This window comes from Paenibacillus sp. XP01, from assembly GCF_057364885.1.
In genome coordinates this window covers 252,539-266,542 of the sequence record NZ_CP139481.1, presented here as the reverse complement: position 1 = coordinate 266,542, position 14,004 = coordinate 252,539, and the positions used below count along the sequence as shown (strand labels likewise).

General features: G+C 55.1%; 7 protein-coding genes. All 7 read right to left on the bottom strand.

Annotated elements, in window-relative coordinates; translation table 11 throughout:
• Positions 1-161 precede the first annotated feature (161 nt).
• The gene (locus SNR34_RS01225; protein WP_486180974.1) at positions 162-3,362 is read right to left on the bottom strand and encodes an alpha-mannosidase; all 3,201 of its coding nucleotides are present in this window, start codon (positions 3,360-3,362) and stop codon (positions 162-164) included.
• Positions 3,359-5,680 (bottom strand): glycoside hydrolase family 3 N-terminal domain-containing protein, encoded by a 2,322-nt coding sequence (locus tag SNR34_RS01220; protein WP_339275595.1) that lies wholly within the window; start codon positions 5,678-5,680, stop codon positions 3,359-3,361. The genes SNR34_RS01225 and SNR34_RS01220 overlap by 4 nt, the downstream gene beginning before the upstream one ends.
• Before the next feature lie 325 nt (positions 5,681-6,005).
• Positions 6,006-8,225, bottom strand: a complete 2,220-nt coding sequence (locus tag SNR34_RS01215; RefSeq protein ID WP_339275594.1) for a helix-turn-helix domain-containing protein — start codon at positions 8,223-8,225, stop codon at positions 6,006-6,008.
• Positions 8,226-8,421: 196 nt separating this feature from the next.
• On the bottom strand, positions 8,422-10,059 hold the full coding sequence (locus tag SNR34_RS01210) for a type 2 periplasmic-binding domain-containing protein (RefSeq protein WP_486180973.1): 1,638 nt from the start codon (positions 10,057-10,059) through the stop codon (positions 8,422-8,424).
• A 171-nt stretch (positions 10,060-10,230) separates the two neighbouring features.
• Positions 10,231-11,139, bottom strand: a complete 909-nt coding sequence (locus SNR34_RS01205) for a carbohydrate ABC transporter permease (protein ID WP_236420328.1) — start codon at positions 11,137-11,139, stop codon at positions 10,231-10,233.
• A 15-nt stretch (positions 11,140-11,154) separates the two neighbouring features.
• Entirely contained in the window at positions 11,155-12,135 is a 981-nt protein-coding gene (locus SNR34_RS01200; protein WP_339275589.1) for an ABC transporter permease, read from the bottom strand.
• A 359-nt stretch (positions 12,136-12,494) separates the two neighbouring features.
• Positions 12,495-13,910, bottom strand: a complete 1,416-nt coding sequence (locus SNR34_RS01195) for an alpha-L-fucosidase (protein WP_236420331.1) — start codon at positions 13,908-13,910, stop codon at positions 12,495-12,497.
• Between the last annotated feature and the right edge of the window lie 94 nt (positions 13,911-14,004).

Genomic DNA, 14,004 nt, shown 5'->3' with positions numbered 1-14,004 from the left:
CTGCTGTGCGGCTTACAAGCTTACCTTTTGCCATAGCTGCCTGTTTTTCCTGCCGATACGCCCGCTTTCCATCATAAACTTTTCCCGTCGTTTTCCGGCTGCTTACCTGCTGCCTTCACGAAAAGAATATGTCATGTTCGGCCAAAAAACGCTCCCTTCGCTTAGTGCATTGGCATCAGTTTCACTGACCTCACCTCATACGGCTTGAATGCCAGTCGAAGCACTCCGTCCTGACAAAAGAGTTCTTCGCCCTCATCCTCCAGCAGATTGACTGTACACGCTCTTATCGATGTTTGGGGCAAGCGCAGCTCCACGGTTTCCCTGCCACCGGAAGATTCATAGAAACGCAAAATCGTTCCCAAGCCGTCCTCGGCCGCTTTGACCGTATCCAGAATGACGTGTTTGCTGTCAAAGCGGAAATACGCGTATACGCCGGGCATTATACCTGCATGCTGCTCCGCAGCGACCACGTGCACCGGATGGTTCAGTTCCATGGCGCGGCGCACCACGCCCGCCTCACGCCAATCTCCCGCATGTGGCAGCAAGGAGTAGGTGAACTCATGCTCCCCTTGATCGGCATGTTCGTCAGGCCATTTCGGAGCCCGCAGCAGCGACAACCGGAGCGTCTGCTTTTTAATGTCATAGCCGTATTTGCAATCATTCAGCAGGCTGACCCCGCCATTGCCTTCGGAAAGGTCTGCCCAGCGATGGCCGCATACCTCGAATTGCGCCTGTTCCCAGCTTGTATTGGCATGACTTGACCGCTCCAACGCGCCAAACGGAATTTCGTAGGTCGCCCGGGTCGCTACCAAATCTACGGGAAAAGCTACCTTCAGCAGCTTATGACTCTCCGCCCACTGCACACGCGTCCTGAAATCGACGCGGCGCTGATGGCGGCACAGCACGATATCCTGCTCGATCTTGGATGCGCCCAGCTCCCATCGGAAGCGCAGCACATCCTGCACGCCGCCCTGTCGAACGACCTCGCTGGAGATCAAACGTGCCCGATCGGCGCGCTGCGACTCGAACCGGGGATCGATGTCCCATGCATCCCAATACGTGGGCCTGTCATGGAACAGCTGCAGCTCGTTCGCCAACTCACCGGGCTTCAGCCACTCGCGCTGCAGCGATTTATCATACCAGCGGGTAATCTCGCCCGCCTCGTTGAATTCGAGCACATATTCGTCCGTTTCCCAACGCGAAGGGACGGAATTGCCGGTATCGCCGGCATGATCCGAACCGACCACACGGTCCGATTCACCGGATGCTACAGATCGGTCGGCTTGGCGCAGCCACAACGTTGTATATCCAAATGCCGGGATGCCAGTCACGTGAATCATCAGCTTATGCACGCCTTCGCTCCGAACAAGCTCGCCTTCAAGACGATGCCCCTCCTGATCATAGGCAGCCATTTCCGGAATCGATGAATCCAGCGTGATTTCAATCACTTCATTTCGTTCCCAGCCCATGCTGTTGAAAATAATATACGGCTGTCCCTCTGCACCATCGGTGGCGATTTGCCCTGCAATATTATCCAGTGCGCCCGTCAAGGCCGACGTTCCCAGTTCAAAGACCTGAGCGTATTCTTGCGCCGATGTCACATAAACCTCGGGAATCGATGTTCCCGGAATAATGTCATGGAACTGGTTCAGCATGATCAGCTTCCATCCTTCATCCAGCTTGCTTTTCAACTGTGCCGGGTCTGCTCCGTGAACGGCAGCGCTCGAGACGCGCTCTTTTGGGATGGCCATTGATGTGGCAGCGCTCGAGAGACCCGCGAGTTGGCCCCACACTTCCGCTTCCCGGTACAACACCTCCGCTTTGCGGTTGCTGCGTTTGTTCCGTGCATGCGTCGTGTACGTTCCGCGGTGCAGCTCCAAATAAAGATCGCCATGCCACTGCGGCAATTCCGGCTGCCGCTCTGTTATGCCTTCGAAGAATGAAGCGGCCGTGCTGAACCTGCTGACAGGTTGACCCACCATAAAGGCGGCTTTTTCAGCCATCTCCACCATTTCGCTCGTGACCCCGCCGCCGCCGTCGCCATGCCCGTATAGGAGCAACTGCTCGGGATGAACTCCCTTCTGCCTGTAGGACTGCCAATGCTCCGCCACATCTTTCGGGCGCGTATGCTCATTCACGCCGTGGTTCAAGTAGGAGAGCACAGACGTACCGTCAATCCCTACCCACTCGAACAAGTCATGCGGAAAAACATTCGTGTCATTCCAATTCAGCTTGGTCGTCATGAAGTAGGAAATGCCTGCCTGCTTCAGCAGCTGCGGCAGGGACGCACAATATCCGAACGTATCGGGCAGCCACTCGATCTTCGACCGCTTGCCGAACTCGGCCTCGTAGAATCGCTGTCCGTACAACATCTGGCGCACCAGCGATTCACCGCTCGGAATGTTCAGGTCCGGCTCGACCCACATGCCGCCGACAAGCTCCCATCGCCCCTCGGCAATCCGGGCCTTGACGCGTTCGTACAGCTCAGGATAATGCTCTTTCGCAAAGGCATAGAGCTGCGGCTGGCTCTGGGAGTAGACGAAGTCCGGATACTCGTCCATCAGGGCGCACATCGTCGAGAAGGTGCGGCTGGTTTTGCGCACCGTTTCGCGTACCGGCCACAGCCAAGCGACGTCGATATGCGATTGCCCGATCAGATGCATGAATCCGGAACGGGCTGGCTCCGGGTCCACCTCCTGTACGGCAAGAGCGAGCGTATGCTCGAACTCGCCGACCCAGCCTGCGTCGCTCCAGCGTTCCGGATTGTCGTACATCTCATCCATAATCCGATGCACGGCCTGGATCAAGCGGCCCCTCTTCAGGTCGGCTTCCGGCAATTCGCGCAGCGATTCGGCGAGCACTTTTACGCTGTACATCAAGCTCTGCAGCGGGCGATTGACGTGTACGAGCGCTGCGCGGATGCCGCGGATCGGCGGGTTGATCGTGGCTTGCCGGTTTAAGGGATCGTGGGGCTCCGGAATCGGATCGTAAAGCTCCACCTCAAGCAGCGGATTCATGCCGGTCCGGCTTCTTGGCAATGGCACAAAGCCATGGTTCCGGTCCAAGCCGTGATACGGCTGGCCGTTCACTCGCAGCAATCCTTCGCCTCGGGTTTCAAAAACTAAGCCAATCGCGCCATCCTCCCACTCCGGCGGAATATCCAATGTAGTGCCCAGTCGATACGTCGTGCCATGAACGCCTTGCAGCGCCGTAATGTCCTCCAAGGCAGCCGCCTCTTGCTCGTCTTCATATTCGGCTGGAACAACGTATTTGGTCCTCTGCACCTGCCACTGTGGCAGCTCAATGCAATCAAGCCAGCGGCTCTGCTCCATATCCTGAATGAAACGATGAATGCGGATCATGCTTCTCCCCCCTTGTTCCGTACACGCAGCGTGCACTCGATTCCATCCTGCGAATGACGGCCTGCCTTCAACCTGAACTCACCCGGTTCCACGATGCGGCGCAGCTGCGAGTCCACGAGCGAGAGCTGCTCAAAGCCGACCTTGAGTGTAACAGTCCGTGTCTGTCCAGGTTCAAGCTCAATCTTGGTGAATCCCCCCAGCGCCAGTTCAGGTCGCGTAACGGAGGCGGTAACGTCCGTGACATAGAGCTGAACGACCTCCATTCCGGCAACGGTGCCGCTGTTCGTCACGTCTACATGAAGCTCTGCTTCCTCGTCCGGTCCGATCACTTCGGGCGTCACCCGGATATTAGCGTAGTCAAACGTGGTGTAGCTGAGCCCGAAACCGAACGGATATTGCGGTGCAAGTTCCATCTCCAAGTACCGTTTGCCACGGGTTCGTCTGGCATGGTACACCACCGGAAGCTGGCCGACATGCTTCGGAACGGACACGCTGAGCCTGCCGGAGGGGTTGGCATCCCCGAATAAAATGTCCGCGATGGCATTTCCGCCCTCCTGTCCGGGATACCATGCTTCCAGAATCGCATGCGCGTGCTCGTCGATCCACGGCTCTGCGATCGGCCGACCGTTGATGTACACCACAATGACGGGTTTGCCGAGCTTATGTACCTCTTGCACCAGCTCCAGCTGAACGCCCGTCAGACTGAGCGAAGAGCGGTCGATGCCCTCGCCGCACTCCATGTCGTTCCAAGGGTCGTCTGTAACGACAGAGGCCCCCGTTCTCAAATCAATCGTGCCTTCGCCGAAGTCCCGGGCGCTGGAGCCGCCCATGACCATCACGATGGCATCGGCCTGCTCCGCAGCGTCAAGCGCTTGAGCGAACCCTTCGCGCGATTCGCCCTTGATGCGGCAGCCCGGCGCGTAAAGCACCTCGGCCGCATCTTCCCCGAGCGACGCCAGGTTGGCGCGAATGCCCTCCAGTACGGTAACGACCTTTCCCTTCGGCTGAGGCGAGGTGTAATCGCCGAGTTGATTATAAACGTGGTTGGCATTCGGACCGATGACGGCAAGTGTATACCCTTTTTTAGCGAGGGGAAGCGTGCCGTTTTCGTTTTTCAGCAATACTATGCCTTCCCGGGCCACCTGCCGAGCCAGCTCCTTGTGCGCTTCGCAGCCGATGACCCGTTCCGCAAAGGCGGGATCGACGAACGGCTGCTCGAACAGTCCCAATCTGAACTTCAGCTCCAGCACGCGGCTCACCGCCTGATCCAGATCGTGCTCAGCCATAAATCCCTGCTCCAACGCTTGTTTCAGATGCTTACGGAACATATATCCCGACATTTCCATGTCCACACCCGCCCTCAGCGCCTGAGCTGCGGCCTGTTCGCCATTCTCCGCCGTGTTGTGGCCGTGCACCAGCATCTGGATCGCGCCAAAGTCCGTGATAACCACACCCTCGAATCCCCATTGCTCGCGCAAAACGTCATTCAGCAGATATGTGCTTGATGTGCAAGGCACGCCGTCGATTTCGTTGTACGCCGTCATGACGGAGCAGGCGCCTGCTTCCACCGCTTTTTTGAACGGAAGCAGGTCGATCTCATGCAGCTCCCGCATGCCCATATGTACGGGTGCCGCGTTGCGCCCGCCTTCCGAACTGCCGTAGGCCGCGAAATGCTTCAGCGTCGCCGCAATGGTATGCGGAGAATCCAAACGCTCGCCCTGCAAACCTTCGACGGCAGCCACAGCCAGCTCCCCAATAAGGTAAGGATCCTCGGCAAAGCACTCCTCGGTACGGCCCCAGCGTGGATCACGTACCACGTCAAGCACCGGCGAATAAGTCACCGCCCCTCCCTGGCTGCGCGTCTCCAGTGCGATGGCTTCGCTCATTTGCCGATACAGCGCAGGATTCCATGTACTCCCGACCAGCAAGGGTACGGGAAACACGGTTGCGCAGATCGCCATGTGACCATGCGAGCATTCTTCGCCGAAGAGAACGGGAATGCCGAGCCGGGAATGCTCAATCGCGTATCGCTGAATCTCGTTCATCGCCTCCGCACCCTGGCGCGGCGAAAGTCCGGTCTCCAGCGTCACCTCGGTCCACGGATCGGCACGAAGCGCGCCATAGAGCGACCCGACTCCTCCATCCGCCACGTCCTGCTTGAATGCTTCCGTCACCTGCACGGTGCCGTCCGCCTCTTTGGCGTACGCTTTCCAGCCCATCGGCTGGATCAACTGCCCAATCTTCTCCTCGGTCGTCATGCGCCCGAGCAGATCCTGCACCCGCTCGGGTACCGGACGTGAAGCATCTCTGTAGTCCATGTGCGTTCTCCTTTTGTACATCAAAATAGTATGCGAGAAGTACGAGCGCATCGGCGCCAACTTTTCATTCCCTGCCAAACGTCAAATGAACAATTCAAAAGGGTTCCTCAGTTTCTAACGAATCGTATACACGTTACTTCTAATAAACAGCAGCCTTCTCAGCTCTAACGAATCTCAGCAGCGTTATTTGCTGAAAATCGAGGGTCGATGCAGCATTTAAGGCGAAATTAACGTGTCTCATGTTCGTTAGAGCGACAGATCGGCCGATTTCGACGATATAAGGTGTCTGAGATTCGTTAAACTGTTCACGAGATGCACCGTCTTATCAAATAGCTTTACGGTAATCGCTCGGCGCCATGCCGACCACGTTTTTGAATGCCCGGTTAAAGGAGTTGTAGTTGGTATACCCTACTTCCTCGCTGATTTCCTGAATAGCTTTGTCGGTTTCCTGCATCAGCTGTTTGGCCTTCTCGATCCGCTGGCTGATCAGCAGGTCGACGAACTTCTCCCCGATTTCGTCTTTGAAAAGCTTGCTCAGGTACTTCGGATTGATATCGAACAGATCGCTCAAATAATTCAGAGAAAGGTCCGGATTGCTATAATTCTCCTCGATATACTTTCGAATCTCCAAAATGTTCGTCCCGTGTTTCTTGGAACAGCGCAGCTCGTTCATCCGCCGTGCAAGCTCCCGGAATCCTTCCAGGCACAGCAGGCGCAAATCCTCCTCCGTCTCCCATTCCTCCAGCCGCGGCAGCAGACCTCCGAACACTTCGGCCCAAAGCTCATGGTACTCGCGGGGAAGCTCAGCGAATTCCCGGTTGTAGTGCTGGAACAGCAGCTGGACCGTGTTCATGATCTCCTGCCTGGACAGAACCGAAGCGCGGATCTGCTCGAACAACCGATCGAAATGCTTCTCCCAATCGCCATCGGACAGCCGCATGGCCTGCACCAGCGAAGAGATGGTTTTCAGGAACTCGTAGACGTCGTTGGTCGAGTCCGGAACGTCCGAACAAGGGATAATCCGGTTAAGACCAAGCACAGCTTTGTAATCGAGTGTACGGACCGCCTCCTTGAAGGAGGCGCGCAAGCCGCGCAGATCAACAGCCACCCGCCCGACGCCGATCGTGACCGTAAAGTTCAGATATTGGCCCACCTGCTCCATGTACCCTGAGAGAAGCCGCTGTTCCGCATCCTCCAGCAGCACCCCTTCCGGCAGCCATGCAATGGCGTACAGCCTATGCCCCGCAATCCACTCTGCCCATACTTCCATGCCTTCCTTGCGGGCGTTCTCCTGCAGCATGCTCGACAGGACGAACTTCAGGAGCGACTGATCCTGAAGATGGTACTCGGCAGTAAAGCGGGCATAGCGGTCAATCTCCACCGCCATGACGGACCACCGCGTTCCCGGCTCGGGCAGGTTGAACCTGCGCATGCCTGCGGCCAATTCCTCTGCGGAAAATTCGGAAGTGCCTTCGAGCAGCTCCTGGAACAGGTACTTTTTATGCAAAATGAGGTTCTCCTCATGTTCCTCCTGATAATGCCTGGATTGCTCGATCATGCGCTCCAGCGTGGCATGGATGAAACGGAATTCGTTTTCCTTCGCCTGGTTGACCCCCGGCGCAGGCTGCTTCTGCGAGGCCACCGTCTCGATCAGCGTAACGATCTGCTGAAGCGGCTTGTAATTTCTACGGGTGACGTAAATCACCCAGATCACGCCGGTCAACACCACGGCCAGCGCAAACACAAACCAGATATCGTAAAACTTCAGGGCAAATTTGACGATTTTGCCGTTATTCAGCCCGGTTTGGACCTTCCATCCGCTGTAGCTGGACGTAAACTCCGAGAATACTTCGCCGGATGCTGCTTTGACGGCAGATCGCTCACCCATTGCTCCATCCCACAGATTGCCTCCCTGGTTGTTATAGATATGAACGAACGTGAACTCCGGATCATACATCTGCATGATCGATTTGCGCAGGGTGGCCAAGTCCACATTGACCACGATGAGTCCGGCACCATTGCTGGCTCCCCGGATCAAGGTGACGACCTGTTTGGCCGCCTGGGACGGAAACGCCTTGAACGCTCTGGCACCGACCCATTTTTGAATGTCCGCTTCGCGGCTGTCCCGGATAAAACCGGCATCGGGAAAATCGGCGACCGCAACCCGCTTTCCATTGCTAAACACCGTATCGTCCGTATTTCGAACGAGATAGATGGAATCGATTAGCGGGTATTCGATTTTCAGCTCGTCAATGGCCTCCATCGCCTGAATGTCCGCATAGACATCCCCGCCGCCGTAGCCGGCGTAATAATTTTTGAGGGTGCTGTTGGTCAACATTTCGCGCAATACCTTGAAATCGATCGACCGCAGCGAATTGTCCAGGTATTGGGTCACCTGCGAGGCCAGAAATTCATTGGCTTTGAGGGCTTCCCTCCGATTCTGTTCATTGAACACCTGGAAAAAGATAAAAAACAAAATGGTGGTCACGATAAAAAACACGGGCAAATACGACAACAGCAAACGTCTGAACCAATTGCTCCTCATCTCCGGAACCCCCCGCCACTGATATATGAATGAAATACATCACCCGCCCTTGCCTGGAGCGGCAAATATCCCCTCCGCTTATGAAACCTTCATTCAAATTCAACTCACATGAGCCCCAATGCAAGGAGTATAGGAGAAGACCGTCCCGGTCGCGATTCATCGGACCGGGACAGCCTCTTTTATAGATCCGTCTGGATTATTGGTTTTTCTCGATCGCGCGCTGGTAGATCTCCAGGTACTGACTCAGACCCAGCCCGTCAAATCCTTTCACGTACGCGTCCCACTCCTTGTCGATGCTCTTGCTGCCGATAATGAACTGGGCCATGTTGGTTTGCACGTAATCCTTGATGGCTGTGGTCAGCTGAGCGGCCGTTTCCGTATCCTCGGGACGGATGAAGACATTGGCAGGATAGACCTCTTTCGGGGCGTACGGCGCATACACATTGGTAGCCTGGGCAAGGCGCGTGCCGTAACCTTCGGCTTCAAGCGGGTTCTGCCCTTCAGCGAACAGGTTGCGGAACGTATTGGACAAATCGTGAGCACCGATTTGCGACCAGCTCTCGTTCACGACGATATTCGGATCGCGTTCAGGCAGGTTGTAGTAACTATACTTGGCAGGTTCGCCATTGATGTTTTTTTCGTCCGCCTCGGCCTTCTTCCATCCCTTTCCTTCCGTTGGACCGTACTCTGCATAGAGAGCACCCTCTTCGCTGAACATGTAATCGACGATCTGAATGGCCGCAATCTGTTGGGCTTCCGTCGCTTTGTTCGTGATGGCGAATTCGAATTCGCCTACGCTCTGCGTTGCTCCAGTCGTCTGCACGCCATCCGGCCCTTTCAGCGGAGGCACGATATCCCAGTGCTGATGGCGCGTAATCGTTTTGTCGTACGTATTCACCAGGTAACTGAGCAGCGCCGTCGTGACCGAGCCGACCGTTTCATCGCCTTCCTTATTGCCGAGCTGTCCGATTGCCTGATCGTTCTGCGTGAACGCCGCCGGATCGATCAAACCTTCGGAATACAGCTTGTTCATGTACTCCAGTCCCTTTTTCCAGCCTTCTTTGTTGGCGGCAAAGTCGACTTTTCCATTTTCCAGAATCAAATACTTATCATTGTCGTTATATATGAAACTGTTCATCAAGTAGGCATCGATATTGCCGTTCCATACATATTTGTTTGGGGCACCTGTCAGCGGAATCTCATCCGCTTTGCCGTTGCCGTTCGGGTCCTTCTCCTTGAACGCCTTCAGCACGGTGTACAATTCATCCGTCGTGGTTGGCATCTCCAGTCCGAGGTTATCCAGCCATTCGGTATTGATCCAATACTTTTGCGCATACGTACAGTGGTAGCATTCATTGAAAATGGGCAGTGCATAGATATTGCCGTCCGGTGCCGTGATGGCTTCCTTGAAATACGGCTTCTCTTCCATGATTTTGGTCAAGTTCGGTCCGTATTGCTGAATGAGGTCGTTCAGCGGAATGAATACCCCTTGCTTGCCGTAGTTCTGAAGGTCGGACGTCGTGAACTTGCCGTGCAGGAAAACTTCGGGATAGTCTCCGCTTGCCAGAAGCAGCTGCCTGCGGTCTTGAAGCGCGTCCGTCGGTGCCAGGTCCCATTTCAGCTTCACGTTGAACTTGTTCTCGATAAACCGGGTGAACTCGTTCTCCTCCATTGGCGCTTTGCCCTGCGGAGCGAAGAACGTCATCGTCACGGGCCCGCCGCTCTCGCCGCTATCCCCGCTCCCCGTGTCCGCCCCGTCCGATGAACCGCACGCCGACAGCAGCGTCACCGAAGCTATGATCAGAAACAACATCGACAACCATGATTTTTTCAACCTGACTCCTCCTTTTGAATGAGAACGATAGTTATGCCCCTTCACGTCTTCCATGTTCATTTGGGTTTCCGGGTTCCATTCGGCTGCTCGCTTCTCTAAACGCGAATCCGGATGCCGGAGCGCTCCCTCACCTCCCTTCAAGATGCGCGAACGAAAGAATCGCTTCGTCCGTTATCCTTTCAGGGACCCGATCATGACCCCTTTGACGAAATGCTTCTGCACGAACGGGTACATGATGAGGATCGGCACGCTCGCGACAACGATCAGCGCGTATTTCAGCACCTGCTCAAAGCCCTGATCGCGCAATTGCTGGCTTGTTCCGGCAAGCATGGCAGGATCGGCGGCGTTCAGAATCAGCAAATTGCGCAGCACGTATTGCAGCGGGAACAGATTTTCCGAGCGCAGGTAGATCAATGCATCGAAGTAAGCGTTCCAGTGCCCGACCGCGTACATCAGGGTCATGACGGCCAGAATCGGCTTTGATAAAGGAAGCACCACGCTGATGAGATAGCGGATGTCCCGGCAGCCGTCCATTTCTGCCGCTTCGGCCAATTCCTCCGGAATCGAAGACTGGAAGAACGTCCGTGCCACGATGACCTGGAACACCGCGAGCGCTCCCGGCAGCCACATCGCCCAGCGCGTATCCAGCAGATGGAGATCTTTCATCAACAGATACGTCGGAATGAGTCCCCCATCAAAAAACATCGTGATCATCATGAAAATGATGAGAATGCCGCGGCCATAGAACGATTTGCGCGATAACGGATAGGCCAGCATGACGGTAAGCGTGACGTTGATCAGCGTACCGACCACGGTATAGATGATCGTGTTCCAGAAGCCGAGCATCAGCTGCTGGCTTTTGAAGATCGAAATGTATGCTTTGATGTTGAAATCGACCGGGAACAGCCACACCTGGCCTGACGTCACGGCCCGGGAGGAACTGAAGGAGGAGCTGATAATGTAAAGCAGCGGGTAGAACACGATGAGCAGCACCAGCGTCAGGAACAGGTAGTTGAAAAACATGAACACACGGTCTCCGAGCGGGTCCTTGATCCGGTTGCGATTAAACAGGTTGAGCATATGCACCGTCCTCCTTTACCATAGGCTGTTTTGGGATACTTTGCGCGAGATCGCGTTGACGACGACCAGCAGGATCAGGTTGATGATCGAGTTGAACAATCCCACTGCCGAGGAAAAGCTGAAGTTGGCTCCGATGAGCCCCACCTTGTACACGTAAGTCGAAATGACCTCCGAAGCGCTCGTATTGAGCGGATTCTGCATCAGAAATATTTTTTCGAAGCCTACGCCCATAATGCTGCCCAGGCTCAGAATCAGCATGATGACCGTGACCGGCACCAATGCGGGAATGTCGATATGCCATATTTTTCGCAGTCTCGACGCCCCGTCCATTCGGGCCGCTTCATACAGCGAAGGATCGACTGACGCCAGCGCCGCGATGTAGATGATGGAGGAGTACCCCATGCCCTGCCACACGCCGGACCAGACATAGATTGATTTGAAATATTCAGGGATGCCCATGAAGTTGGTCATCGGAAAACCGAGGAATGAGAATAGTCGGTCCACCACGCCCACATGCGGCGAGAGCATCAGAATGATGATCGATACCATGACAACGGTCGAGATGAAATGCGGAGCATAGGTTACCATTTGTACCGACTTTTTGAAGAAGCCCGTCCGGATTTCGTTTAGCGCCAGCGCCAGCAAGATCGGAATCGGGAAACCGGCAAGGAGAGAGTAGAAGCTGATGCCGATCGTATTTTTAATAAGCAGCCAGAAGTTGGGGGACTCGAAGAACGCCTCAAAGTGTTTCAGCCCAACCCATGGACTGTCCCAAATGCCCTTGACCACGCTAAAATCCTTGAAAGCGATCTGCACGCCCACCATGGGAATGTATTTGAAGATCAGCAGGTACAGTACCGGAGGCAGCACCAGCAGGTAGAGCTCCCAATGCTTTTTGAGGCTTTTGATAAACGGATGCTGCCGTTTCGGCTCAGCGTCGTTTCTGCGTTGCTGTAGTTCCAGCTTGGTGGGTAGGGTTTCCGTAGCTCGACTCATTCGCGTCACTCCTTCTATACTTCAATTGTAATGATACATTACATTTACATCCCTCAAACAGCCTCTAATTTTGCGACATCTCTTGTCTGGACATTAATGATGTGAACAATCATGTCAGGTAGCGCTTTCTTGAATTTGATCGTACTCTGTTGCACCCTCAACGATCAATTCACACTTTTCTCCCACCTCTCCAAATTCGAAAACCCCTTGTACCATCAAGGAAAAACGGCACTTTTTCCTCCACGTTCCGTGAATCTGCGAAAAAAAGCATGCACCAAAAAATCCCCAAAAACCGTCGTGGTCTTCAGGGATTTTTCGGGTGAAATAGTAAAAGTTAGTCATCGGGCAACTCGTTAAAATTACTCCGCTCCGATCAAACGGAAGGTATAGGTAATCGGCACTCCTTCATCTGTGCTTTCCGTTCGTGGAAGCTCCACGGCAAATCCATCATGCGTACGCTGATATGCCAGTGCTCCGTCGATGCCAATCATTTCGATCTGCTTGACCTCGCCTTGGTAAGGGATGATTAGCCGACCGCCTGGTTGCTCCGGGACTTCGTCTTTTTGGTATAAACGGAAAGCATACGCCACGTTCTCCTTGCGGGTAAACGCCCACTCTCCCGTATAAAAAGGCTCGCAGATTCGGGTGCCGTATACGCCTTCGCCGTGAACGCCAAGCCATTCGCCAAGGCCCTGAATGCTTCTCACAGCGCCTTTGGGCAGTCGCCCATCCGGCTGCGGACCGATGTTGAGCGCCAGATTGCCTCCTTTGGACACCACTTCAAGCAAAAGGTGAACCAATTGCCTTGGCGACTTGTACTGGTCATCGAAGCCAAAGGCGAACGAATGCCCCACCGTAATGCAGCTTTCCCACGGAATGTTCATGGGTCGGTCGGGGATCGTCTGCTCCGGCGTCACGATGTTTTCGTAAGGCCCCCCCACGGTACGATCCGCTGCCAGCAGCCATGGCTGCGTGCTCCGTCTGGCCCGCTCGACCACTTCGCCCAGGCGTATATCCTGACCGTGCCGTCCGGGACGGACCCAACCGGCATCCAGCCACAAGCATTCAATCCGTCCATACTTGGTCAGCAGCTCCATGATCTGCTCATGCGTGAATTCCACGAACTTTTCCCATAGCCACGGGTACTGCTTCGGATCGTAGGAAGGGCCGCGCCACATATGGCGCCCCCGTTCCATTCCCGGTGCCCAGTAATAAGGGGTATGCCAGTCCGCTTTGGAGAAGTACGCCGAAATGCCGAGCCCGCGGGCACGAAACGCATCAAACAGCACGCGGCAGATGTCCGCGTATTTATGACGATGGAACGGCGTATCCGGGCCGGTAATGCGGTAATCGGTCGTATGCGTGTCCCACATGCAGAAGCCGTCATGGTGCTTGGTGGTGAACAGCAGGTATTTGAAGCCGTTGTCTGCCGCCAATTGCGCCCATTCATCGGGCTGAAAACGAATGGGGTTGAACGTTTTGTTCAGATCGAAATACTCCCGCTTGAACTGCTCCATGTCGTCCGTCCAGTCCACGTCGTTGCGCGACCAGTCGCCATCCTCATCGCTCAGCGCCCACGATTCGACCAATCCAAGCTGCGAGTAAGGGCCCCAGTGCATCATGAATCCCAGCTTCTGGTCTTTGAACCACTCCAAGCGCTCCAAGAGCAGCGGGTCTTCAGGCTTGACCCACTCGTCCTCCTTGCTGAAATTGTGCACTCCCGCCTCGACCACCTGTTCTTCCTGCTCCAATACGGTATCCTGCGTTTCGCTCATGGCGTTCATCTCCTCGTTCGGCATGATCCGAGGGTCCAACTATAGCGCAGCAATGGTGGCGTGCGATAGTTCGGTTGGATCCCCGTATTATATT